The organism is Hymenobacter setariae (genome assembly GCF_007713685.1).
GTDB classification, from domain to species: Bacteria; Bacteroidota; Bacteroidia; order Cytophagales; family Hymenobacteraceae; genus Hymenobacter; species Hymenobacter setariae.
Genome location: NZ_VMRJ01000002.1, coordinates 665,868 through 691,780, shown reverse-complemented (window position 1 = coordinate 691,780; position 25,913 = coordinate 665,868). Strand labels below are relative to the sequence as shown.

Annotated in this window: 16 protein-coding genes; 5 read left to right on the top strand and 11 right to left on the bottom strand. The window is 59.4% G+C overall.

The features are described 5' to 3' along the window. Positions 1-6: 6 nt before the first annotated feature. Together FNT36_RS09260 and FNT36_RS09255 are read left to right on the top strand one after the other, a co-directional pair. Positions 7-1,752, top strand: coding sequence for a GMC family oxidoreductase (locus FNT36_RS09260; RefSeq protein ID WP_144846676.1), 1,746 nt, complete (start codon positions 7-9; stop codon positions 1,750-1,752). Between the two features lie 16 nt (positions 1,753-1,768). Next, the gene (locus FNT36_RS09255) at positions 1,769-2,404 is read left to right on the top strand and encodes a gluconate 2-dehydrogenase subunit 3 family protein (protein ID WP_144846674.1); all 636 of its coding nucleotides are present in this window, start codon (positions 1,769-1,771) and stop codon (positions 2,402-2,404) included. A gap of 116 nt (positions 2,405-2,520) precedes the next feature. On the opposite strand, the gene FNT36_RS09250 is transcribed toward FNT36_RS09255, so the two are convergent. The 10 genes from FNT36_RS09250 to FNT36_RS09205 form a co-directional block, all read right to left on the bottom strand. Next, entirely contained in the window at positions 2,521-4,896 is a 2,376-nt protein-coding gene (locus FNT36_RS09250) for a GH92 family glycosyl hydrolase (RefSeq protein WP_144846673.1), read from the bottom strand. Positions 4,897-5,024: 128 nt separating this feature from the next. Further along, positions 5,025-6,179 carry a glycoside hydrolase family 76 protein gene (locus FNT36_RS09245; RefSeq protein WP_233635805.1) on the bottom strand — a complete coding sequence of 385 codons (1,155 nt, stop codon included), beginning with the start codon at positions 6,177-6,179 and terminating at the stop codon, positions 5,025-5,027. 41 nt (positions 6,180-6,220) lie between these two features. Beyond that, complete coding sequence (locus tag FNT36_RS09240; RefSeq protein WP_144846671.1) at positions 6,221-7,357, bottom strand: SusE domain-containing protein; 1,137 nt, start codon at positions 7,355-7,357, stop codon at positions 6,221-6,223. Between the two features lie 43 nt (positions 7,358-7,400). Beyond that, positions 7,401-9,017: a RagB/SusD family nutrient uptake outer membrane protein gene (locus FNT36_RS09235; protein WP_144846669.1), complete on the bottom strand. Its 1,617-nt coding sequence runs from the start codon at positions 9,015-9,017 to the stop codon at positions 7,401-7,403. A gap of 17 nt (positions 9,018-9,034) precedes the next feature. Next, positions 9,035-12,502 carry a SusC/RagA family TonB-linked outer membrane protein gene (locus tag FNT36_RS09230; RefSeq protein ID WP_233635804.1) on the bottom strand — a complete coding sequence of 1,156 codons (3,468 nt, stop codon included), beginning with the start codon at positions 12,500-12,502 and terminating at the stop codon, positions 9,035-9,037. A 55-nt stretch (positions 12,503-12,557) separates the two neighbouring features. Next, entirely contained in the window at positions 12,558-13,610 is a 1,053-nt protein-coding gene (locus tag FNT36_RS09225; RefSeq protein ID WP_144846665.1) for a FecR family protein, read from the bottom strand. A 265-nt stretch (positions 13,611-13,875) separates the two neighbouring features. Further along, complete coding sequence (locus FNT36_RS09220) at positions 13,876-14,466, bottom strand: RNA polymerase sigma factor (RefSeq protein ID WP_144846663.1); 591 nt, start codon at positions 14,464-14,466, stop codon at positions 13,876-13,878. A gap of 112 nt (positions 14,467-14,578) precedes the next feature. After that, positions 14,579-15,964, bottom strand: a complete 1,386-nt coding sequence (locus tag FNT36_RS09215) for a sugar porter family MFS transporter (protein WP_144846661.1) — start codon at positions 15,962-15,964, stop codon at positions 14,579-14,581. 122 nt (positions 15,965-16,086) lie between these two features. Next, positions 16,087-16,887: a DeoR/GlpR family DNA-binding transcription regulator gene (locus tag FNT36_RS09210; protein WP_233635803.1), complete on the bottom strand. Its 801-nt coding sequence runs from the start codon at positions 16,885-16,887 to the stop codon at positions 16,087-16,089. A gap of 69 nt (positions 16,888-16,956) precedes the next feature. Next, a complete protein-coding gene (locus FNT36_RS09205) occupies positions 16,957-18,726 on the bottom strand; it encodes a class I mannose-6-phosphate isomerase (protein WP_144846659.1) in 1,770 nt (589 codons plus the stop codon). Between the two features lie 337 nt (positions 18,727-19,063). On the opposite strand from FNT36_RS09205, the gene FNT36_RS09200 reads away from it, so the two are divergent. The 3 genes from FNT36_RS09200 (at position 19,064) to FNT36_RS09190 (ending at position 23,736) form a co-directional block, all read left to right on the top strand. Beyond that, positions 19,064-19,909 (top strand): N-acetylglucosamine kinase, encoded by an 846-nt coding sequence (locus tag FNT36_RS09200; RefSeq protein ID WP_144846657.1) that lies wholly within the window; start codon positions 19,064-19,066, stop codon positions 19,907-19,909. A 54-nt stretch (positions 19,910-19,963) separates the two neighbouring features. After that, positions 19,964-21,421: a T9SS type A sorting domain-containing protein gene (locus FNT36_RS09195; protein WP_144846655.1), complete on the top strand. Its 1,458-nt coding sequence runs from the start codon at positions 19,964-19,966 to the stop codon at positions 21,419-21,421. A 119-nt stretch (positions 21,422-21,540) separates the two neighbouring features. Further along, positions 21,541-23,736: a GH92 family glycosyl hydrolase gene (locus FNT36_RS09190; RefSeq protein WP_144846652.1), complete on the top strand. Its 2,196-nt coding sequence runs from the start codon at positions 21,541-21,543 to the stop codon at positions 23,734-23,736. A 467-nt stretch (positions 23,737-24,203) separates the two neighbouring features. On the opposite strand, the gene FNT36_RS09185 is transcribed toward FNT36_RS09190, so the two are convergent. Beyond that, positions 24,204-25,910, bottom strand: coding sequence for a RagB/SusD family nutrient uptake outer membrane protein (locus FNT36_RS09185; protein ID WP_144846650.1), 1,707 nt, complete (start codon positions 25,908-25,910; stop codon positions 24,204-24,206). Positions 25,911-25,913 lie beyond the last annotated feature (3 nt).

The window sequence follows — 25,913 nt, the reverse complement described above, 5'->3', positions numbered from 1 at the left end:
CTAGGAATGGATAATTTTCAAATAAAGAAGTCGGCGACAGTATACGACGCCATTGTGGTAGGCTCGGGGGCTGGGGGCGGCATGGCCGGCTACGTACTGGCGCACGCTGGCCTGAAAGTGCTGATGCTGGAAGCCGGGGCATTTTTCGACCCTAGGGAAGATGCCCAGCAATTGAAATTCTCGTACGAGTCGCCGCGCCGCGGCGCTTCTACCACTCGGCCCTTTGGCGACTTCGACGCGGCCTACGGCGGCTGGGAGATTGAAGGCGAGCCCTACACCACCAAAGACAAAACTGAGTTTAACTGGTTTCGGGCCCGCATGCTGGGCGGCCGCACCAACCACTGGGGCCGCATCTCGCTGCGCATGGGACCCAACGACTTTAAGAGCCACCACATCGATGGCCTCACCGACGACTGGCCCATCACCTACGACGAGGTTAAGCCCTTCTACGACAAGGTAGACCGCCTCATCGGGGTATACGGCACAGTGGAAGGCTTGGAAAACGAGCCCGATGGCATCTTCCTGCCGCCGCCCAAGCCTCGCCTCAACGAGCTATTCATCAAGCAAGGGGCTACCAAAGCCGGCGTGACCGTGATACCCGGCCGCGGCTCGGTGCTTACTGAGGCCCTGCCGGGCAATAAGGACCGCGGCACTTGCTTTTTCTGCGGGCAGTGCGGGCGCAGCTGCAAGGTCTACGCCGACTTCTCGGCTTCTTCCTGCCTCGTGATTCCGGCGCTCAAAACCGGCAATCTAAAAGTCATTTCCAACGCCATGGTGCGCGAGGTGCTGACCGGTGCCAACGGCCTGGCTACTGGCGTGTCTTACGTGGACAAGAACGACTTGCAGGAGTACGAGGTGAAGGCCAAAATCGTAATTCTGGGAGCCAGCGCCGGTGAGTCGGCGCGCCTGCTGCTCAATTCTAAGTCGCCGAGCCATCCCAATGGCCTAGCTAACAGCAGCGGCGTGGTGGGCAAGTACATCCACGACTCGACGGGTGCCAGCCTGAGCGGCTTCCTGCCCCAGCTCATGGACCGCAAGCGCTACAACGAGGATGGCGTGGGCAGCGTCCACATCTACAGCCCCTGGTGGCTCGATAACAAGAAGCTGGATTTCCCGCGCGGCTACCACATCGAGTACGGCGGCGGCATGCACATGCCGGCCTACGGCTTCGGCAAAGGCATCCAGAACCTGAACGGTCTGGTACCTGGCCGCGATGGCAAGATGAAAGAAGCTGGTGGCTTCGGGGCTTCGCTCAAAGACGACTACCGGCGCTTCTATGGCACGCAGGTGGGCATGGCGGGCCGCGGCACGGCCATTGCACGCGAAAGCAACTACTGCGAAATCGACCCCGATGTGGTGGACAAATACGGCATTCCGGTGCTGCGCTTCCACTACAAGTGGACCGATGCCGAGGTTAAGCAGGCCAAGCACATGCAGGAAACCTTCCAGGAAATCATGCACGGCATGGGGGCTGTTATCACTTCCAAAATACCGGGTGCCGATACCAACTATGGCCTAGAAGCACCCGGTCGTATCATCCACGAGGTGGGCACGGTGCGCATGGGCGACGACCCCAAAAAGTCGGCGCTTAACAAGTGGTGCCAAGCCCACGACTGCCGCAACCTGTTTGTGGTAGATGCGGCGCCGTTTGTGCAGCAAGGCGATAAAAACGCTACCTGGACCATCTTGGCGCTGTCGATGCGCACTAGCGAGTACATCCTTGACCAGCGCAAGCGTCTAATCCTGTCTTAATTAGCCCTAGGTATCCATGAAAAGACGTGATTCATTAAAAGCCATCGGACTGGGCGCCCTGAGCACCGGGCTGCTGCTCGATGGCTGCCGCCCCGACACGGCTCAAGCACCCGCTGAGGCCCCTAAGACTGCCAACGCGCCCGCCAAAGCGGCCGGCCGGCAGCCCTACGAGGTAGAGCGCGACCAGAAGCTGCACGCCGAAACCTTCTTCACGCCGCACGAGATGGCCACGATAACCGTCTTGGCAGATATCATCATTCCCAAAGACGAACACTCGGGCAGTGCATCGGATGCGAAGGTGCCCGAGTTTATCGAGTTTATTGCCAAGGACATGCCCGAACACCAGCTGCCGCTGCGCGGTGGCCTGCGCTGGCTCGACGTGCAGTGCGCCAACCGCTATGGCCAGCCGTTTGTGAAGTGCAGCTCGCCGCAGCAACTAGAGATGGTAACCAAAATAGCCTATCCCAAGCGCGCTACGCCTGACATGCGGGCCGGCGTGGCTTTCTTCAACCGGATGCGCGACCTTACGGCCAGCGGCTTCTTCAGCAGCAAGATGGGCATGGCCGACGTCGGCTACGTTGGCAACTCGCCCAACCGCTGGACGGGCGTACCCGCCGATGTGCTGAAGCAGTATGGCATGGAACACGTCTAGGCCCCCTACCCTGCCTTAAAGGCTAGTAGCATGAGATTGGCCCCACCTAGGGCGGCACTGCCAATGGTAGTGCCGCCCTAGGTGGGGCCAATCTCATGCTACTAGCTTGTGCGCGGCTACTGCGCCGAGGGCGGCGGAGTCTTGCTGCCCCAGGCCTTGTTAGGCTGCGCGCCCATCGTGAACACTAGCTTGCCACCTTTCATGAGCTCATCGCGGTAGAGCCAGCAATTGGCCAGCGGCTTGCCATTTAGCTCCGCCGACTGCACGTACATATTGGTCTTAGAAGTGTTTTTTGCCTCAATAACCAGCTTCTTTTGGTTACCCAGTTGGATGGTAGACTTGCTGAAGATGGGGCTGCCTAGCTCGATGATGGGCCGGGCATCGGTGAAGCCTTTCACATCGAACAGGCCTAGAGCGGTGATGACGTACCACGAGCCGAGCTGGCCCTGGTCCTCGTCTTGGCCGTAGCCGTAGCCGTGGATGGGCTCGGTGCCGTAGAACTCATCACAAATCTGGCGAGTCCATTTCTGCGTCAGCCAGGGCTGGCCCGAGAAGTTGAACAGCCAGCTGATGTGCAGGCAGGGCTGGTTGCCGTGGTTGTAGATGGCATTAACGCCGGCGAAGGCATCAATCTCTTTGCCTCCGCCAAAACCCGTTTTGGCCGAAGCCGTGAAGATGCTATCGAGGCGGTTGTTGAACTTGTCGCGCCCCATCGCCGCGATGAGGCCGGCCGGGTTCTGCGGCACATAGAAGGTGTACTGCATAGAATTACCCTCTTGGAAGCCGCGCCAGGGTTCAAACGGCTTAAAGTTGCTCGCGAAAGTGCCATCGGCCAGCTTGGGCTGCATGAGCTTGCTCTGCGGATTCAGAATCTTCTGCCAGCTATTGGACAGCTTAAGGAGCTGCTCGTAGTCGGCTTTCTTACCTAGGGCCTTCGCCATTTGGGCAGCAGCAAAGGCGCTGTAGCTGTACTCCAGAGTGTGCGAATTGGAGAAGTACGCGCCCGTCGAGTCGGTCTTATACCACTCGCCTTTGTACTCTTTATAATCGTCGCGGAAAGGCACGTAGCCGTACTGCGTGAAGGCCTTCACATCCATCTTACCCGAGCCAAAGGCACGATTGCGGTAATTCAGCTCATTGGCCTTCACGGCCTGGTAGGCCAGGTTTACGTCGTAGTTGCGGATACCCACCTGGTAGGCACCGGCCACGGCCAGCCCCACGAAGTTGGTGCCTACCCCCGACACGTACTCGCTGTTGGCCAGGCCGTCGCCAAACCAGCCCTTATCGCGGTACACTTGCAGCTCAGTATTCACGTAGCTACCGTACCACTCGGGGTAGCTCAGTGCCCACAGCTGCGTCAGGTTCCAGTAGCCGCCCCAAATGGCGTCGGTGTTGATGAACTCGGCCTTGGGGCCAGGGCCGCTGGCTACCAGCTGACCGACTTGGCCGCCGTGCTTAGGATAGGCCCCATTCACGTCGCTAGCAATGCCGCGACCTAGGAGCGCGTGAAACAGGCCAGTGTAGAACTTGGTCTTGTCCTGCTCATTGGAGCCTTCCACCGCAATCTTGCTTAGCTCACGCTGCCAGGTAGCTTGTGCGGCAGTGCGGGCTTGGTCAAAGGTCAGCGTCTTAGCCTCGGCAGCTAGGTTGGCCTTGGCGTTGGCGATGGAGGTGTACGAGAGGCCGATTTTCAGCTCTACCTTTTCCTGCGCCGTGGTTTGGTAGTTCAAGAACAAGCCTGCGCCCTTGCCAGTGGCCGAGTTTTGCTTTTCCTGAATACCGGCGGCCGTGAAGGCGCCCACGCTGGCCGGTGCCTTGCTGATTTCGCCGTAGAAATACATGTTCACCTTGCCACTAGGGTCGTAGGTTTTCACGTATTTGGGGTAAGTGCTCACAAAGCCCTCTACGTGCGTAGCGTCCACCATCCGGATGTTGGCGTCGGTCACGTCGCTGCTTTCGCCCTGCTTGTTGCCGATGTCGAGGATGATGCGCGCCTGGTCGCTTTTGGGGAAGGTGTAGCGGTGAAAGCCGACCCGCTTGGTAGCCGTCAGCTCGGCCGTGATGCCGTAGTCGTCGAGCAGCACCTTATAGTAGCCAGGCTCGGCCACCTGGTTTTTGCGGTCGAATTTTGAACGGTAGCCACTGTTTGGCTTATCAAGGTCGCCGGGCTGCACGCGCAGCTCGCCGGTGGTAGGCATAAAGCTCACACCGCCCACTTGCCACTCGTGGAAGTGCACGAAGCCCTCGATAGAGTTCTGGCGGGTGTCGTAGCCCACGGCCTCCCAGCCCGAGGGGTTGCCGTAGTGCCCGTTGGTAGAGGGCGCCAGCTTGGCCATGCCGTAGGGCACGGCCGCGGGCGTATAAAAAAACCACCGACTGTGCGCCGTGCCGATGTTAGGGTTTACATACTTCAGCACGCTTTGCGCGCTTGCCTCGCCTGCCGCCAGCAGCAGCGCCAGCGCCCCCGCGCCAGCCTTGAAAATCAATTTCATACAGGAATTTTAAGAGTAGCAGGTGCAAAAAAATGCCCGCGCCCGGCCCCACCAGCCAGACGCGGGCAGACAAGGCCGCACCCCACCGCGCAGCCCGGTCTTTTGTCGTTAAAAGAGCTAGCGGCTACCTAGAAAAGCTTGCGTGCCTGCAAGTCAGCCATTACCTCAAACATCATCACGCCGCTTAGCTGCGTCGAGCCATCGACGGTGCCGCCCGGCTGCGAAGTCCAGTTGGTGTTGAATAAATACTGCGGCCGGCGCGTGCCCTTGTTGTAGAGGCTCTCGCCGTTGAACTTGAGGAAAGACACGTAGCGAGCGCGGGTGGCTGCAGCTACGCCGGGGTCGGTAGCGAGCTGCGCTAGGTAGCGCACCAAGATGCCCTTGAACAAGCCGCCATCTCCGCCGCCTTCATCCTTGAGCACGCCCCCGGGTGCGAGCTGGCTGTCGTTGAGCACGTAGCCAGCTGTGCGGTTAGCGTCGTCGAGGTAGGTGCTCTGCTGGGTAGCGCGGTACAGCTCCAAGCCAGCCCCTATATACACGCCTTGGTTATAGGTAAAGCGCCAGTCCTTGTCAATCTGGCCGTTGCCCTGGCGGTTGATACCGTCCCACACGGCCCCGGAAGTGGGGTCCACAAGGGTCTTTTTCTGCCAATCATAAATCTTGGTGGCCCAGGCCAGGTCATCGGGGTTGCGGTCGAGCTGGTAGAGGCGAGCACCTAGAATGGCCACTGGCGCGTTGGCTGGCGTGTTTTTGTAGTCGCGCTGGTCTTTCTTCCAGGCTATACCGCCACCCTGCTCGGTGTTCCAGCCATTTTTAAGGTCAGTCCATAGCAACTGGGCCGTGGCCTTATATGACTGGTCCTGCGTTATCTGAAACGCCCGCAGGTTGGCCAGAGCCTGCCAGGCCATGTCGTCGTAGAAATTGTTGAGGTAGGTGTTGCCGTTCTTCTTCTTGGTGCCCTGCTGCAACTGCTGCATCTTGGTGATGTAGTCGAGCACCTTAGTGCGCTGGTAGCCATCGAGCAGCACATCGAGGCCATGCCCCTGCCACCAGTAGTTGAAGTCGGGCTTGCCCGAGCTGTTTTGCAAGTAGTAGTAGTCGGTAGGCGCCCAAAACGACTGGTTGAGCGCAGCCTGCGCCGAGTCGGCGCGGGCCGCCCAGTTGGCCACTACGGCCACCGGCTGGGGGGCCGGTGGCGTTATCATATCATCGACCGGCTCGTTGCAGGCGGCAAGAAAAACTAAGCCTAGCAAAGCGCCGGCATTTACCCGAAAGGAGAGCATAAGCGCGTGGTTTAAACCTGGTTATACAAAAGCTTTGCTACCTAGCGCACTTTCACTTGGTGGGTGTAGGCGGCGGGCTGCATCATCACCAGGATGTCTACGCTCTTGCGGTCGGCCGTGCCCGGAAACTTATAGGTGTTGTTCCACTGGTCGTCGGCTACCGGCACTAGGTTGAAGTAAGCCGCCGCCGTCGTAGCCGTGGGGGGCTGGTTGTCGGTGTTGGTGCTGCCATACTGGCGCATGGCCACGGTGCCGGCTGCGTTCTTCTCGGTGAAGATGAACTTATAGCGCTCATCGCGGCCCCAGCTGAACTGGAAGAATTCAATCGGCGTGTTGTCGATTTCCCACAGGCCTTTGCCTTTGTAGGGCAAGGTCACGGTCACTTTGTTTTGGGCCGAAATCCAGAGGCCAACCGATTGAATCTCGGTGAGCACTGCCGAACCGTTGTTGAAGTCGAGGGTCACGCGGTACACGCCTGCCGTAGTGGCGGGGCTGGTGGCGTTGGCGCCTTGCAGCAGTTTGGTGCCATTGATGTAGTATTCGGTGGGCGTGCCAGTGAGCTGGTCTACCATTTTTACATCGCCAGGGCCGAGCTTGGTATATAGCTCAAATACGCCCGACGACACACGCTTGAACGGCAGCGCCTGCCCTAGGGTAGCCCCGCCTTCGGTGCCCGAGCCGGTGAGGTACAAGTTGCCCGGAATAACCGAGAAACCAGCCGGCCGCTCAACCGTGAACGTGCGTGCGGCAGAGGCAGGCAGCACGTTTAGGCCCTTCGAGGCGTTTACCATCCACTTCATTTTGCCCTGGCTCTGCGAGGCGATGCCGGCTAGGTTAGCAATCTTGTTCAGGTCGCCGTGGCTGAGCGTCAGCTTGGTTTCGAGGCCATTGGTGCCCGACACTATGCTGTAAACCGGCTTAGAAAAGTCGCCGCCGTCTTTATCAAACAGCACTTCGTAGAGCACCAGCGTGCCATCGGCAGCGCGGGCCTGGCTCCACTCAAACGTCACGGCCGCGTTGGAGGGCGGGTCGAGGCGGAAGAAGCTATTGTCGGCGGGTGAGATGTAGTTCGACACCGGCGTAATGGTGTCGTCGAGGGCCTTATCGTCTTTCTTGCAACCAGCAAGCAGACCTAGGAGAGCTACAAACAGTAGCAGTGGGTGGGAAAACTTTTTCATTGGTAAGAGAGCGAGGAGAAATTCAAAATGGGAAGGAATGAGACTACCAGCCAGGGTTTTGCGTGAGGTTGGGGTTGATGTCACGCTCGCGCTGAGGCACCGGCCAGAGGTAGTGTTTGGCGGGGTCGAAGGTGCGCTGGTCTACACGCAGGTAGCCATTGTCCACGTTCGGGTCGCCAGCTTTGATGCCGTGCGCGTAGCCTGTGAGGGCCGTTTGGGCGGTTTTCCAGCGGCGCAGGTCGAAGATGCGCAGGCCTTCCATGGCCAGCTCAGTACGGCGCTCGCGGCGCACTACGGCTTGCAGGCTGGCCTTGTCGCCACCGGGGAAGGTGAGCGCGGCAGGGTCAGTGAAGCCAGCCCGGCGGCGCAGTGCCCCGATGGTGCGGTCCCACTCGGCAGCCGTGAGCAGCCCTAGCTCGTTCTTAGCCTCGGCATGCATGAGCAGCACGTCGGCGTAGCGCACCAATATCAGGTTCAAGCCCGAGTTGAGGTTGGCGTCGGCAGTGGGGTCGAAGTACTTGGCCGAGTAGTAGCCAGTGGGGCTAGCGTCGGCGCGGTCAATGGAGTTGTCGCCGGTGCCAGGTAGCGTGCGAATGAGAATGCTCGACCCGTCGGGGCGCTGCCACTTGTAGCCATCGTATACTAGCGTGGCGCTCAGGCGCGGGTCGCGGCCCACGTAGGGCGTGGCCTCGCTGTAGCCCGAGCCAGCATCGCCGATGGCCTTGCCGTTGGCCATTAGGTAGCTGTCAACCAATTCTTGCGTGGGGGCAATGGCGCAGATAAGCTTGCCCTCGGTGCGCGGAATAAAGAAGCGCTGCTCGGAGTAGGTGCGCGACGGAAACAGGTACTGCAAGTCGAGCATTACCTCGCTGTTGCCCTCGTTGTTAGGCGAGAACACACCTGCGTAGCTTGAAAACAAGCTGTAGCTACCGGCCTGGCCGCCTATCAGTTGCTCGGTCACGGCCGTTACGTCGGCCCAGCGGCCTTCGTAGAGCAGTACGCGGGCCTTCACGGCCAGCGCTCCACCTTTGGTAAAGCGCCCGCGGTCGGTAGCGGCGTAGGCAGTGTTCAGAGGCAGGTCGGCCGCGGCGGCGTCTAGCTCCTTCAGCACAAAGTCGAGCACCTCGGCGCGGCCCGTGCGGGTCAAGCCTGCTGCATCCGACACGCTGATTTCGGTGGTTACCAGCGGCACGTCGCCGTACCAGGTTAGCAGCTGGAAGTACTGGTAGGCGCGCAAGGCGCGCGCCTCAGCGATGTAGCGCGCCTTGAGGCCAGCATCGAGGCCCGAAATCTTATCGATGTTGGCCAGCAGCTGGTTGCACTTGCGAATGCCGCTGTAGTGGTAGCCCCACTCGTTGGTCACGCGCGCTTGGTTGGTGCCGTAGGCGCCTTCGGCAATGTTGCGGGCGTTGGAGCCGTTCACATCGCTCTTGTTATAAGCGTTGTCCGAGAGCGTTTCGTTGAAAAAGAAATACTCGGAGTTGTAGAGGTTTTCGTAAGCCGTCGTTAGCACGTTGTCCGCGTCCGAAGGCTGCTGCCAAAACGTGGCGTCGGTGGGGCGGTCGGTAGGCGGCAGGTCGAGCTTTTGGCACGACGCGAGCCCCAAACCTAGCCCTAGCCCAAGCAGTAGCGTTTGGCGGAGATGACGATGTAGTAGCATGATGGGTGGGATAGAGATTAGAGAGAAATATCGACGCCTAGGGTCACGACCCGCACGGCCGGGTACACGCGGCCGCTGCTGCCCGAGCCCCCACCCAAGCCCACGCTCTCGCTGAATTCCGAGAGCTCAGGGTCAAACCCAATTTTCTTCAAGTGACTGATGGTGAACAAATCCTGGCCCGAGGCGAAAATGCGGAGCCGCTGGATGTAGGCTTTCTTGGTGAGCGAGGCAGGCAGGGTATAGCCAAACTGCACGTTTTTGAGGCGCGCGTAGGCACCGTTGCGCAGCCAGTAGTCCGAGCCTTGGTTGTTGTTAGTCGAGGCCGTGCCGATGGTCAGGCGCGGATAGTCGGCGTTGGGATTAGTCGGCGTCCAGCGGTCGAGGTGCTGCTCGTACACGTTCTCCCAGTTGTTGTGGAAGGCTTCCACGCCCTCACCCCGAATGTAGAGGCTACGCTTGCCCACACCTTGCACAAATACTAGCAGGTCGAAGCCCTTATAGTCGGCCGTGTAAGTAGCCCCAAAGGTGTACCTAGGGAAGGGGTTGCCCAGGATGAAGCGGTCGTCTTGGTTGATAACCCCGTCGCCGTTGCGGTCTACGTAGCGAATGTCGCCAGGGCGCACCGTACCGGGCGCCACAAAGGCTGGCTTAGGCCCAGCGTTTATTTCTTCCAGCGTCTGGTAGAGGCCAGCCGTGCGGTAGCCAAAGTAGGAGTTGATAGGCCAGCCCTCACGGATGATGTTGGTAGCATCGCCGCCCCGGATGGTTTCTACCCCCCTGGTGTCAATTACGGTGTTGCGGGTATCCGCCGCGTTCAAGCTCAGGCTCTGGTTGAAGCCGCGCTCGGTGCGCATGCGGTATGTAGCCGTTACTTCCCAGCCCCGGTTACGCACTTTAGCGGCGTTTTGGGTGGGGGCGCCAGCACCAAAGGCCCCTGCCACCGGCAGGTCGATGAGGATGTTGCTGGTGCGCTTATCGAAGTAATCAACACTAAACGAGAGCGCATTCTGGAAGAATCCTACGTCAAGCCCCACGTTGCCCATGGTGGCCGTTTCCCAGGTAATGGCCGAGTTGGAGGTGCTGAAGTACGAACCCGACACCGGCGTGCCGCCGAACGAGTACGTGCCCGGTGCCAAGCTCACGGTGCTCAGGTAGCGGTACAGGCCAATGTTCTGGTTGCCCAGCTGACCTAGGGAGCCGCGCACCTTGAGGTCGCTCAGCGTAGACTTCAGGAACTCCATGAAGTTCTCCTCCAGCGGGCGCCAGCCCACCGAGCCCGAGGGGAAGAAGCCCCAGCGCCGGTCGCTAGCAAAGCGCGACGAGCCATCGTAGCGGAAGCTGCCCTCTACTAGGTACTTGCCGGCAAAGGCATAGTTCACGCGCCCGAACACCGAGTTCAAAGCCCATTGCTCCTGGTTGCCGTAGGTGCCGTTGGCGTGGTAGCCGCCGCTGGGGTCATACACGCCGGCGTAGGTGGTGCCGTTGTTGATGACGCCAAACTGGTTGCCAGGAATGTTGATGACGTGGATGCCGCGGCGGTCGTCGGTGTAGTGCTCTGTCGAGTAGCCCACCACCGCCTGCACGCTGTGCTTCTCAGCAAAGGTGCGGTCGTAGTTGAGGGTAGCTTGGTAGTTGGTGAGCAGCGTGCGCTGGTTGCGGTTTTGCACCGAGTTGTTGCCATCGCCGCCAGCCGTGGGCGAGCCGTCGAGCGTCACGTACATCAGGCTGCGCGTGAACTCGTCGTTCTGGTAGCTCCACAGGTCGCCACCTACTAGGCCACGCAGCTTCAGGCCTTTCACAATCTCAAACTCCGCGTTGAGGTTACCAAAAACGTTGTCGTTGGAGTTGGTGCGCAAGCCGCCGTTGAGCAGGCGGTTCACCGAGTTGTCGCTGGCCGTGGCCGGGGTCACGTAGTTGCCCTGGTCGTCCTGAATTGGATAAATAACCGGGATGCGGGCCGCGTCGCTGATAATCCACTGCGAATCGAAAGCGTGCTCGCGGGTGCCCACGTGGGCATACGACACAATGGCGCCCAGCTTGAGCCGGTCCGTCACCTGGGTCGTGAGGTTGAGGCGGCCGTTGAGGCGCTTAAACCCGTAGTTGTCGCCGTAGAATAGGCTGTTCTGGTCCACGTACCCTAGGGAAACCAAGTAGCGGGTTTTGCCCGAGCTACCGCTCACGCTCAGGTTGTGGTTTTGCTGAAATGCCTGCTTCTTAAGTACTTGGTTGAGCTGCCAGTCATAGTCGCCGTGGGCCGCGAAGTCACGCATTTGCTGAGGCGTGAACTGCGGCGCCTGCCCCGAGTTGACGAGTGCCTCGTTCTTCAGCTCCATAAACTGGATGCCCGTAACAGGCCGGCGCTGAAAGTTAGGCGCCTGGTAGCCCAGCACCGTGTTGTAGCTGATAACCGGCTTCTGGTTGAGGGCGCCCTGCTTGGTAGTTACCAGCAGTACACCGTTGGCCGCGCGCGAGCCGTAGATGGCGGCCGAAGCCGCATCTTTCAGCACCGTCACGCTCTCGATATCATTGGGGTTGATGGCGTTGAGCGAGCCCGCGATGCCGTCCACGATAATCAGCGGCGACGCATTGCCTAGGGTGCCTACGCCCCGAATGTTGATATTAAGGCCGGCACCGGGTTCGGCGCTGTTTTGCTGAATGGTCAGGTTAGGCGACGAGCCTTGCAAGGCCTGGGCCACGGTTGTTACTGGGCGGTTTTCCAGGGTAGCGCCGCTCACGGTATTGATGGCGCCGGTCACGTTGGCGCGCTGCTGCGTGCCATAGCCCACTACCACCACGTCGTTCAGCGACTGAGTTTCTTCAACGAGGGCCACCGTCAGGCTGCTGGTAGCACCCGTTACGGGCACCTCCTTGCGAGTGTACCCCACGAAGCTGAATACCAGCACGCTATTCTCAGGCGCTTGCAGGGTAAAGCTACCATCGGGGTTGGTGCTGGCGCCCTGCGTCGTGCCTTTCACCAGGATAGTCACGCCGGGCAGCCCTACGCCCTTCTCATCGGTCACGCGGCCAGCAATGGTCACGTTGGCCAAGGTTGCCGTGATGGCCGACCCAGTCGAGGCCAGCAGCGGGGGCACCTCCTGCGGCACCTCTGGCCCGGCGGGCTGTGCTAGGTTTGAGGCCGTGGGCTTGGGTACGATGACGTACAAGCCCTCTTTGAGCCGCTCAAACTCTAGGCCGCTTTGCTGGGTCACGTAGCGCAGGGCTTCGGACAGCGACTTAAAGGTAGGATGCGTCTTGGTTAGGTACCGACCAGTTATCAACTGATTGCGGTACAAGAAATTGACTTTGTAAGTGGTTTGCAGCTCCTGGATGAAGGCTTCCAGCGAGACTTGAGACGTTGCGCGAGCCGAAGCCACAGGTGGGCGCGGATTTTGGCTCGCGAAAGCCAACGACCCTTGCGCCCGGCTAGCGCCGGGTACGGCGCCCAGCAGCAGTGCTAAACGCACGTAGCGGGTAAAATTTGCCATTGTGATGGGTGGGAAAAATGGAGATAAAGCAAGCAGAAGAGGGTAGCAACTGGCCCTACTGGGCCGAAGTCTGGAAGCGCACCACATTGCCGGTGCGCGTCACTTGCACGCCTAGAGTCTTGGCCAGGGCCGGCAAGAGCAGGTCGGGGTTGTTCGCGGGCAGCAGGCCCGTCAGCGTCTGGTTGAGCAGGGCAGAGTCCGATACCTGCACTTGCCAGCCGTAGTCGTCGCGCAGCAGCTGCACGATGTCGCGCACCGACGTTTGCTGCAGGCGGAGGTGGCCCTGCGTCCAGGCCGAGTACAGCGCGGGCTGCACGTGGCGCTTAGCCAGGGTCGGTGCAGCAGCCGAGGTTTCGACGAGGTCGCCGGGCTGCATGAGCAGATTTTCGCGGGTAAACCAGGCGTGGCGGTCCACGGCTACTTTGCCCGAGTTGAGCACCACCTTGGTGCCGGTTGGCTGGCTATTCACGTTGAACTGCGTACCTAGGACAGCGATGTCCAGCCCGCCCGCGTGCACCACAAACTTGGCCGGGGCTGGGGCGCTGGCAATGTCGCGCACCGCCGGGGCGGCCAGGTGCGTTACCTGGAAGTAAGCCTCGCCTGTCAGCCACACCTCGCGGGGCGTGGTGGCGGTCCACTGGGCGGCGGTAGTCAGCGTCGCGTTGCCATTTAACACCACTACCGAGCCATCGGGCAGGGTAAGAGTGCGCTGCTGATTGGCGCCCGCCACGTACTGCATGGTGGGGCCAGTGCTAGCCGACCACTGCCACCAGCCAGCTACTGCTAGCAGAATAGCCGTCGCCGACGTGCCAACTAGCAGCCGGGTGCGCCGCTGCCAGCTCAGCCACGGCTGCGTGCGAGGCGCGTAGAGCGACTGCCGCAGGCGCAGCAGCTCTTGGTGCTTGAGCTCGGCCGGCACTGGGTATAGCGGGCCAGGACCTAGGCCCTGCACTAGGGCGCGGGCTTGGTCGGCATCGGCTTGGCGGCCGGGGTGCGCGGCTAGCCATGCTTGCCACGTGCGCCCGGCCTCCGAGTCGGCATCAGCCACAAATGCCTGAAACGACTCGTCTACTACGAAATCATTAACCGAGTAATTCGTAAAATCCATAGGCGAGCAGGGCAAAAGTGACCTGATTTTTCCTGACCACGAACGAAGGCCAATTTTGTACTCTATTAAACGCGAAAATTTTTGAAAATATTTTACAAAACCTTGTTTTACAATGAATTAATATACGTAAAAAAGTTTCATAAAATCCTTTTTTTCTTAAGCAGTGGGCGGCAATGCGCCTTGCGAGGTGCCGTTAATTCTAGCATCAGCAAGCGTTAGCCCACCAGCTACTTCGTTGCGCACGGTACTGAAAAACCAGCCTGCTCTACAGCAGAAAATGAGCAAAGAACCCGTGCAGTAGCAGGAGCAGTGAGTGCGGCAGCACTTGGCGCATCCGCTTGATGGCCTGGTGCACCAGGTTGCGCACCGACTGCTGGTTGAGGTCCATAATCTCGGCAATGCGGTCGTAGCTAAAGCCTTCAAAAAACTTGAGCGACAGCGCCTCGCGGTGCCGGTTGCTAAGCTGCTGCAACGCCCCCAGCAACTGGGCTTGCTGCTCGGTGGTTAGCTGCTGAGCTATCAAAAACTCTTCGGGCGAGTGCTGCACGGGGGCCTCCCCTAGGTAGCCGCTTTGCAATGCTGTGCGGCGCTTTTGGGCCCGGGCCTCATCGGTGACGTGGTGGCGCAGCGCCGTGAATAAATAGGGCTTGATTTCTTCCACGGGCCCGAGCAACTTACGGCGCTGCCACAGCCGCTGAAATAGGTTTTGGATGCAGTCTTTAACTACCTCTTCATCACCGGTCAGGCGCACGCCGTAGCGAAATAATTCGTCGTAATAGGCCAGAAAAATGCGCTCAAACGCTTGTTTGCTGCCCGCCAGAAACTCATTCCACAGCGAGGCATCAAGCAATAGCATATAAGTGAGTGGGTTAGAGCGACTGGCGGTGGCCGAAGAGTGGGAAAGTTAGCTAATGCTTAAACGTATTAGCAAATCAAGTAGCCAAGCCGCTTGTTGGGCCCCAACCTACCTACTGCCATCCCCGTTCAATTTCTTCCAGCGTTCGGCCCTTGGTTTCGGGCACAACCCGCCATACAAAGCCGAAGGTGAGGGCCGAAAGTACCGCATAGAGCCCAAAAGCGCCCGCCAAGCCCGCCGCTTTTACCAACGACAAGAACGTGAACGAAATGAGGGTGCAAGCGGCCCACAAAGCCACCGTGGCCAGCGAAGCAGCCCGGCCGCGTACGGCATTAGGGAAAATCTCAGTAATCACAACCCATACGCCCGGCCCCAGCCCCACCGCGAAGCAAGCCACGTAGAGCATGATGAGCCCCAGCAGCCACGTGGCCGGCGCATGCAGCTGCAGCCCCACTACCAGCGCGCCCAGCGCCAGTGCCATGCCACCCGATGCAAAAAGTAGCAACGGCTTGCGCCCTACCCGGTCGATAATGAACAGCGCTACGATGGTGCCCGCAAAGTTGATACCCCCAATGAGGGCATTGGCCCCGATGGCTGACGAAGTGCTTTGCCCGCTGTGCTCGGTGAAGATGATGGAGCCGTAGTAAAGAATAGTGTTGATGCCCGTGACTTGCTGCAACACCGCCAAAACCACCGCAATACGCAGCGGCTTGCGCAGGCGCGGCTGGCTGAGGCTAGCCTCCTCACCCTGCTCGGCAGCCAGAGCCGCCTGAATTTCTTCGGCCTCGGTGGTAGCCGCCGCGGCGCCGTTGAGGCGCGTGAGGGTACCTAGGGCCTCGGCATCGCGACCCTGGCCCAGCAGCCAGCGGGGACTTTCGGGTACCAGCAGCAGCGTGACCATGAACAGCAGCGAGGGCACGGCAGCGGCTGCAAACATCCAGCGCCACGACGCCAGCCCTAGGTCGGCTAGGTAGTAGCTGGCCACGTAAGCCAGTAAAATACCCGACACAATGGCCAACTGATTGAGCGTCACCAAGCGCCCCCGAATGCGGGCCGGAGCAATCTCGGCAATGTAAAGCGGCACCAGCAGCGAGGCCACCCCAATGGCCAAGCCACCCGCCAGCCGCGCCAGCACAAACTCGGTGAGTGTGCGCGGCACCGCCGCCGCCAGCGCCGACACCGTAAAGAGTGCCGCCGCCCCAAACAACAGGCGCCGCCGCCCGTAGCGGTCAGTCAGCCAGCCGGCAATGGCCGCCCCGGCTACCGCCCCAAACAAGATGCTGCTGGCGGCCAGCTCGGTTTGCGAATCGGTAAGGCCGAAGTCCTTTTTCAAAAAGACCAGGGCGCCATTGATGATAGCCGTGTCGAAGCCGAACAGCAGCCCACCCAGTGCTGCCACAGCCGCAATCAGGTACACATAGCCAGCACTGCCGCCAGGGACCGGTGGCCCAGTAGCCGCTTCGCGGGAAGAGGAGTTAGGAGCAGTTTGAATGTGCATAGCAGGGTGGGAAAAAGTAAGAAATCAGCGTAAAAGCAATGCGATTAAAGCCATTGCTGGGCTTTATAAAGCTGCCCTAGGTGCCACTACTGGAGCGTGGCTCGGCCAAACGGCCGCAGGCCTCATACCAGCAGCACTTCGATACCCAGCTCGCGGAAGGGGGCCACTTGCGCTTCGGTAGCGCCCGTGTCGGTGATGAGTTGGTGCACCTCGGCAATGGGGCAGATGAGCGACGAAGCGACCGTACCGAGCTTGGTATGGTCGGCCACCACGATGCGCTGCTTGGCTTGGCGCACCATCACTTGTATCACGGCGGCTTCTTCGGGGTGCAGCGAGGTGAGCCCCTTCTGGGCGTCGATGCCATTGACGCCCAAAAAGACCTTATCAACAAAGAATTGGCTCAGGGCCTGCGTGGTGGCGGGGCCTACCAGCGAAAACCAGCCGCCCGTGAGGAAGCCGCCGGTCACGAACACGCGCACGTCGTCGCGGTGGCTCAGCTCCATGGCCACGTTCACAGTATTGGTGACCACCGTGACGTTGGCGCCCGGCCGCAGGCTGCGCGTGACTTGCGTAGTGGTAGTGCCCGCCGTGAGCGAAATGATTTCGCCCGGCTGAATGAGCGCCGCCGCGGCCAACCCGATACGGCGCTTCTCGGCCAGGTTGCGGTCTATCTGCTCGTGAAAGCTAGAGTCGTAGCGGAAGGGCTCGTAGAGCAGGGGCTCGCGGGGCACCGCGCCGCCGTGCGTGCGCCGCAGGCGGCCACGCTGTTCCAGCTCCATCAGGTCGCGCCGCACGGTGGCTACCGACACGCCAAACTGCGCGGCCAGCTCATCTACGGCCACGGTGCCGGTGTGCAGCAGCTTTTCAACGATGGTTTGGGCGCGGACAGCTGCAGCGTTGTCAGGAATCAGTAAGTCAGACACAGGGAGTAACGTTTTGCTAAGTGATTGAAAAAGCAAAGTTGGCCATTATGTGGTGGCCTTCCGCTGTGCCTAGGTTCGCACGTAGGCTTTCATGGTGGCGCACTCGGTACCTAGGGCCGGGCCGTGGGGTCGAATGGTGTAGGCCCCTACCCCCGCTGGCACGATAAACGTTTCGGCGTAGTGCACCACGTAGGGCTCGAAATCCCCGCTGGGGCTCTCGACGATAGCCTCGGCACCCTGCACTAGGTTGAGCACCTGCACGCCGCCATTGGTATGGTGCGGCACTAGCCCTGTAAACCAGTGCCGACGCGTTTCGATGAATTCGCGCTCGTGTAGGCCAGTGCGCTCTTCGCGCCAGCCCTCGCCGCTGGCTACGGGCTGTATTTGATTGACTAACTGCTGCTCTACCCAGGCCGTGGTGCGGCCGGGCTGGATGTTGGCCGCGCCGTGGGCTAGGTGAATGGGCCTAGGCCGGCCGTCGAGGCCGAGGCGGTCCCAATCCCAAAGCTTGAAGGTGAAGATGTAGGGGGTAGCCGAGATTTCCAGCACCATCGCGTTGGCGCCCGAGCAGTGAATGGTGCCCGCCGGAATTAGAAAGTGGTCGTGCTTGCGGGCCGGAAACTCATTTACATACTTGGCTGCGGGGAAGGGCGCCGTGCTGTCGGCCTGGGCGAGTTGTAAGTCGGCCACCATCGCCGGGAAATCCACGTCTTCCTTCAGGCCTAGGTACACGCTTGCGCCGGGCTCGGCATCAAGCATGTAGTAGCTTTCATCTTGGGTATAGGCCAGGCCAAACTTGTCGAAGGCATACTCCGTGAGCGGGTGCACTTGCAGCGAAAGGTTGCCGCCGCCCACAGTATCGAGAAAGTCGAAGCGGATGGGAAACTCGGTGCCGAAGCGCCCGTGCACCGCCTCGCCCAGCAGCTCGCGCGGGTGGGCAAAGACGAGATTGATGCTTGGGATTTCTACGCGCGCTTCGCCAAAACCCAGCAGCAGCGAGTTTTCTTCGGGCACGCAGTCGAAGCCCCAGGCGTAGTTGGCTGGGCCATCGGGCAGGTCAAACTTCTCGCGCATCCACTGCCCGCCCCACACGCCAGGGTCGAAAAACGGTACCACCCGGAACGGCCGCCGCACGGCCGCTGCCAGCCCAGCCCGCAAGTCGGCCCCGCTAATGAGCTTGGGCGCGGTGGGGTCGTTGGTATCGAGCAGGTAGTCGGCGCGGGGTAGCACCTGCTTCTTCAGGCGGTCGGCCGCTCGCCAGTCTACAAAGAAGGCACGCTTGTACTTGAGGCTGGCCTTTTCGGCCATATTATCGCTGCCTAGGTTGGCAATTTCGCCGCGCCGCTGCCGCAGCTGGATTTCCCAGCGGGCTAGGTCGGCGTAGACTACTACTGTGGCATCGGGGCACACCAGGGTGGCTCCGGTGCCTAGTACAAGTACCAGCTCGCCGGCCGCCGCAGCTAGTTCGGCTTGCGCTGCCCGCAGCTTTTCTGCGTCAAAAAAATCACTAATTGTCAGCCCGTTCAGTCGGCCAAATACCGGGTCATCGGTGAGCGGGCCGGCTACCATAGCGTCGATGTCGGCAGTGGGGCGGTAGAGGTCGCCGGCAACTAGGCACCGAGCCGGCTGCAAAGCTTGCGTCAGCGCTTGCCGTAGCTGCCTTAAGCCGGTGCCAGGGTAGCACTCCACGGCTAGCACCACTGGCTGACCGGAGGCGGCGGGCTGTGCCGCCAGTGCCGCTTGCAGTACGCCCGCAATGGCGGCCCACCCCACTTGGCAAGCATCGGCTTGCGCCGCTACCGGCACGAAGGGAAACTTATCGTAGTTGGAGGAGCGCATGGTATGGGTAATTGGGGGAATGTAAAAAGGCGCGAACACCGTATTCTTTGCTTGCTTCAGGATATAAGCCTAGCTAGCATCTTAATATGATGCTCAAGCAAGAAAACGTGCAATAGATACTGGCAGGGCGAGTTAGCCAGGGCGGTTACACAGCGGCTTCGCGCTTCGCTTTGCAAATATTGACAATAAAAATGTTCGTTTGATACCAAAACGAGCAAAATAATTTTTATTGTAGCAAAATTCTTTGTTTAATTTGCCAAAAGCTTTTAGCCAAAGTTTCAAACCGGCTGAGAGCTACTTCACGCTGTGCGGCACTAGCCTCTTTCCTACCCCACCCATGATACTGATAGCAGACGGCGGCTCTACCAAGACCACTTGGTGCCTAGTTGATGACCACGGTGCCCGCTCCTTTTTTCACACGGAGGGCTACAATCCAGAGTTCATCAGCACGGCGGGTATCATCGCCTCGCTGCAACAAAGCTTGCCAGCCACGCTAGACGCCGCGGCCATCACAGAGGTGTACTACTATGGGGCCAGCGTGGTGTCGGCGCAGCAGGTAACCACGGTGGCCGATGCCATGCAGGCAGTATTTGCGCAAGCTCGCGTGTTTGTGGGTCACGACCTGCTAGCGGCAGCACGGGCGCTGCTGGGCCGGCAGCCAGGTTTTGCGGCCATCCTGGGCACGGGCACCAACTCGTGCGTGTACGATGGCGAACGCATCACACACAATGTAGACTCCCTAGGGTACTTTCTGGGCGACGAGGGCAGCGGTGCCTTCATCGGCAAGGCCTTGCTGCGCGACTACCTGCGCGGCGACATGCCAGCCGACCTAGCGGCCGCATTTCGCGCTACCTACGGCCTAGAGCGAGATGCCATTCTGGACCAGCTTTACAACCAGCCTTTTCCAAACCGCTTCATTGCCAGCTTCGCCAGGTTTGCCAACGACCACCATCAAGCAGAGTATTGCAAGCAACTGGTGGCCGAGGCGTTTGACTTGTTTTTCCGAAACATCATCAAGAAGTATCCGGCTTACCAGACGCACACCTTCAATTGCGTGGGGTCGGTGGGGTACAATTTCCGCGATGCTCTAACCCAGGCAGCGGCGGCGCATGGCATGGCCGTGGGCAAAATCATCAGTGCGCCCATCGACGACCTAGTGTCCTACCACCTAGCCGCCGGCTAAGCCCTAACAGCAGTTGCTGCGTTCCATTTCCCACCCTTCACCCCGCGAGTTGCGATGCGCTTTTCTACATTGATTTTCGGGGGGCCACGGCTCGCCCTACTAGTGGCAGGTTGCCTGCTGACTGCCTCGGCTGCGTTCGGCCAAAGCAAGTACCAAGTAGCCGGCGAGGCTATTCTTGACAAGCTCAACACGAAGTTTTACAACGCTGACAAGCAGCTATACGTGGAGCAGCTCGATGGCAACGAGAACGTTGTGGTGGAGCGCGGTGGCGTGAGCTATGTGTGGCCAGCCTCGCACATGCTGCGGGCGCTGCGCTACGGCGCCTTGGCCAACCCAACCAAGTACACGGCGCGGCTTAAGTCGTATGCCTATGCCCTCGACCAATACCTGCAAAACGGCAAGTACGCCTCCGACATCGTGCGCGGCGCCGACCCGCTCTACGACGACAACGCCATCGTAGGCCTGGCCCTGATAGATGCGTATCAGCAAGTATTGCCCACCGAAACAGGCATCTACGACCGCTCGCTCATCGGCCTCAACTATTGCCTCAACGCGCGCGACGCCAACTGGGGCGTGCCCCAAAAAGAGTCGGAGCTGGGCCAGGGCAAGTTCTACTCGCAGGCCACCATCTTGCCCGCGCTGCACTGCGCGCTGCTCGCCAAAGACAACCCCGACCCTAAGTACTTGGATATTGCCAAGCGCTACTACGAGCTCATCAACGACCCGAGCCACCGGCTGCGCGATGGCGGCACCAACTTGCTCAACCAATTCTCCTTCTACAACAACGGCGTATGGAGCCTGACCGGCCGCGGCGAAAACGGCGCTGGCTACCGCGCCTACCAAACCACGCCCGACATTCAGCTAGCCCTGCGGCTCTACCAGCGCACCGGCGATAGCCGCTACCTCGACGATGCCACCCTGATGGCGAATGCCTGCCTCAAGCAGTGGTACACGCCTGGCAAAGGTGTCAGCGAGATATCTTTCTGGGGCGGCAGCGATATGGTGGAGATGCTCGTTGACTTCTACGAAGTGGACCGCAATGCCAAATGGCTCGACGCGGCGCGCAACATCGTGGACTACCTCATCGACTACAGCCGCGACCAGCTAGGCTACTACCCCGGCTCGTACAGCGACGTCGACGGCACTTGGAACCTCGACCGCCGCTATCTCTTCCCTGCCTCAGTGCAGATGATGGGCCAAGCCTGCGCAGCGGCGGCTATTCTGCGCGTAGCGCAAGTCACCGCTACCCCGCTCGCCACTACTAATGCTACTGCATCCAAAGCTGCCGACCTCTTTCCAAACCCGGTAACCAACCGCCTGACTCTACAGACTAATCGCAAGTCGATAACCGGTAAAGTCACAGTTGTAAACGCCCTAGGGCAAACGGTGCTCACCAGCCACGCACCAGCCACGACGCTCGATGTATCGGCACTAGCGCCCGGCGTGTATACCGTGTCTTGGCAAGAGGGCGCGCAGCGCCTGACGAAACGATTTATAAAACAAGCCGAATAGGCCTGCTGCGGAAAAGTGCTAGTCACTTCCTATACGCCTGCAACCCAGCGCTGACAGCAGCCGACTCTAACGCCGTGAAGCCGCGCGGCGCTCCTTTTCCACGCTTATCTCTGCGTAACATGACGTTTACCAACCTACGCTACCTGTTCCTGTCTGCCGCCCTAGGCCTCGTCTCCTGCGCCAAAACGGTACCATCGTCGGGCGGTGGCGGGGGCACCGCGGGCAAGGGGCCCGCCCAATACGTGAACCCGCTCATCGGCACGGCGGCCTTCACCGACCCTAAGCTGGTGGGCTACGTGGCCCCGCCCGACTGGCACGGTGTGTGGGCCGGGCTGGCGTTTCCAGGCAGCTCTTTGCCCAATGCCCTAGTGCAGCTCAGCCCCATCACGGAGTTTAACACCGGCTCAGGCTACCAGTACGAAGACTCGGTGATGCAGGCCTTTGCCCACACTAACAAAGGCCACTGGAACCTGTGCCACTTGCCCGTGCTACCCGTAGTGGGCGCGCCCGATGCTAACGGCCGCTATTCTTCGCACTTCTCGCACACCACCGAAACGGCAGCACCGGGCTACTACGGCGTCACGCTACGAGACTACAAAGTGCGGGTGCAGCTGACCTCTACCCTGCGCTGCGGCCTGCACCAGTACTACTACGACCAGCCGCAAGACCGCAGCTTGGTGTTCAAGCTGGGCCGCTCGAACGAGAACGTAAACGACTGGAACATCGAAAAAGTAGGCCCTAGGGCCGTGCAGGGCTTCCAGAAAACCGGCGAGCAAACTGCTTACTTCTACGCCCAGCTCAACTCGGATATCCAGGAGGTGAGCATCAAAAATAAAGGCAACAAAGAAGGCCTGGCTGTGCTGCGCCTAGCCAACGGCGACCGCAAGCCCGTGGAGCTGCGCATTGGCGTTTCGTTTGTGAGCATCCAAAACGCGCAGCAAAACCTGGCGCAGGAGCTAGGCACCCGCTCGTTTGACGAAGTGCGGCGGACAGCTACCAACACCTGGAACCAGCTGCTGACCCGCGTAAGCGTGAAGGGCGGCACGGCCCAGCAGCAAACCATGTTTTACACCTGCCTCTACCGCTCGTTTTTGTGGCCCGCCCTGCGCAGCGACACCAACGGCGAGTATACCGACGTGAAGGGCAATGTGGTTAAGGCCGACTTTCAGTACTACACCACCCCCTCGCTCTGGGACACCTACCGCAACAAAGACGTGCTGATGAGCATGCTCGCGCCGGGCGTGACCGCCGACATCATTAAGTCGATGCAGGACATCGGGAATAAGACTGGTTTCATCCCGACCTTCTTCCACGGCGACCACGCGGCGTCGTTCGTGGCCGGGGCCTACCAGCGTGGCGTCACCAACTTCGATGTGAAAGACGTGTACCGCCTGCTGCTGCGCAATGCTAACGTGGAAGGCGGCACGCGGCCCCACATCAAGGAATACATCCAAAAGGGCTACATAGCCACCGATGAGGTCGCTGCCCCCAACGTCGAAACCAAGGGTAGCGCTGGTGTATCGAAAACGCTGGAATATGCCTTCGACGACTACGCCGTGGCCCAGCTGGCTAAGGCCTTAAATGATACCGCGCAGTATCGGACCATGATGGCGCGCTCCAAAAACTACCGCAATGTATTTGACCCCGGCACCAAGTTTATGCGCGGCCGGCAAGCCAATGGCCAGTGGGTAAAGAACTTTAACCCGCAGTACCCTTATTACGAGTACATGTACCGTGAAGCCAACGCTTGGCAGGTTTCCTTTTTCGCCCCCCACGACATGCCGGGCCTAGTAGACCTCTACGGCGGCCCAAGGCCCTTCGAGGCCAAGCTCGATTCTCTGTTCACGGTGCCTTGGAACCCGAGCTACATTGCTCGCAACGTGTCAGGGTTCATTGGCCAGTACTGCCACGGCAACCAGCCCGACCACGAAACGCCGTTTTCCTACTACTTCGTGGGCAAGCCTGAAAAGTCGCAGCAGCGCCTCGATGAAATCATGGCCAAGTTCTACAATACCGGCGAAAAAGGCCTCGCCTTCTCGGGCATGGACGACGCAGGCGAAATGTCGGCCTGGTACGTCTTCGGCGCTACCGGCCTCTACCCCCTCTCAGCAGCCGATGCGCGCTACATCGTCACGCTGCCCCTCTTCGACGAGGTGCGCTGGACCATGCCCAACGGCAAAGTATTGACCGTGAAAAAATCCGGCGCTAGCCGCAACCTGAGCACCATCCGCGTAAACGGCGCCCCCAATACTGGATACTTCGTACCCCACCAGCTATTCAATACTGGCGGTCAAGTAGAAGTTGTAGCGAAATAAGCAACCTAACAAACAAGACAAAGCCGCAGCCCACCTAGGTGAGCTGCGGTTTTGTCTGTTTAGCGCCTAAGTTGCCATCAAAGTCTATACCGATGGTAGGAGGCGCAGTTCCGCATTATCGAGCCTTCTACAGTGTCATGCTAACGAAGGAAGCATCTCGCTTGGTACAGCAATCAATGCGCTAGCGATGAAGATACTTCACTACGCTAAGCACGACGGCTTGGAAGACTTCCTATCTTATTAAGCAGCTTACTTACAAAGCGGTAAGTTGCGCCCAATACCCTAGGTGCCACCTACACGCTTGCGTAGCACTCATAGCCACCTATGTGCTAGCAAGTACGCTTCTGCTGACTAGGCTTAAACAGTAGTGCCGGACGTACCTCCCATTACCCATGCAGGTAATGAGGGCCACGTCCGGCACTACTGTTATAAGCTTGCTTTCTAAGCCGCGTACTAGCTATCGTATTTTAATAACCAGGATTTTGCTTAAGCTGTGGCGCTACGTTCAGCGCGTTTAAGGGAATAGGATAAATTTTTGTGTGGTCGTCGGCATCGGCCGTTTTATCCCACCAAGTAGCGCTGTTGAATTTGCCAAAGCGGATGAGGTCAATGCGCCGACGGCCCTCTCCAACAAATTCGCGACCCCATTCATCAAGAAGCTCTTGTTCAGTGAGGGTGGCCCCGCTAGCGTCGTACAAGCTAGCCGAGCCTGTGGGGTAGTTGCGACGTCGCACCGTGTTCAACAACTGTGCGGCGGTGGCACGGTCACCGGCTCGAAATTTGCACTCAGCTAGCATGTAAACCACTTCGGCCAAGCGCACCTCCGCATAGTCTGCCTCAATCTTATTAGGGTCAGATGACGGATAGAAGGGGTATTTTACCAATGGAATACCCGAGTTCTGGTCGGCATTATTCATATCCGACGTCTTGTTGGCCAGTACCTGAGTGGGCTTCGTATTTTTAAACAGGCCCACCTGGTCACGCAGATACAGCGTGTAACCGCGAGTGCTCTTAATGGTATCGCGGCCGTTGATGTCCCTTAGGTAGCCTTGCAAAAACATGCCCTCGCGGGTGCTGTTGCCTAGGTTCTTGTAGTTCTTCAGGCGCACATCATCGGCATATTTCTGGAACTTGATAAATGGCTTGCCTTGCACGAAGCTGTATTCTTTATTGTCGACGTCGCGGCCTGGCTGCAACGCATAGCGTGGATTGCCTCCACCAAAGTCAGTGAATCCGAAGTAGTTGACAGGTACGTTATACGGCAGACCCCAGAAATACATACCGCCCTCATATTGCCAGTGCGAGCGGCCAAACGAGCCGGGAAAGGCAAAAATGGTTTCCGACGATTGGTCGTTGTTCCAATCGAAGGGCGCGTCCCAGCGGCTCTCGATGGCATAGGAGCCGTACTTGCCGCTGATGATATCTTGACACAGTGCAGCACAGTCGGCATAGCGGTCCTGTCCGATGTAAACGTTGGCGTTCAAGTAGAGGCGAGCCAATAGCGCAGCGGCACCCGCCTTAGTCCAGCGCCCCTGAAACTGCGCCGTGCCCTGGTCACCTTTAGCTAGCAGCGCCGGCAGCGATTCTTTTAGCTCTTTCTCTACGAAGGCAAACGTTTCCTGGGGCGTCGACTGGGCCGGGCCTCTCAACTCACCTTTTACTTTCGTAATAATATTAATATTGCGAAAGAGGTCAAGTAAGCGTAGGTAGTACCAGGCGCGCATCACGCGCAACTCGCCAATGAGTTGGTTTTGCTCGGCTACGGTCATGTTAAACCGGGCTGGGTCAATGGCCTGAATATCCTCTAGGGAGTTAGTATCTAGGTCAGCACCTTGGTATAGCAAATTCCACGTGTCATTAATATAACCCTCCTGGACTGTCCATGTGTGATAGTGGGCCCGGGCGTACTGCCCCCCGTCAAACCAATCACCCTCGCGGTTGGGGGTCATCAACTGGTCGGCGCTCAACTCCTGCAACTGAAAAGGGGAGCCTTGGACAGTATTGTAGCCGTGCTCGAAGGTGCGCAGGAAGTCCCTGTACACATCATCCTTAGTTTGCAAGAAATTAGCGGCTGTAATCCGGTCGTAGAGCGTTTCGTTCAGGTCGGTGCAGCTGCTCAACCCAGCCAGCACGAGGGCCGCCGAAAGGCGGGCATACGTTTTAAAATAAGTCATAAC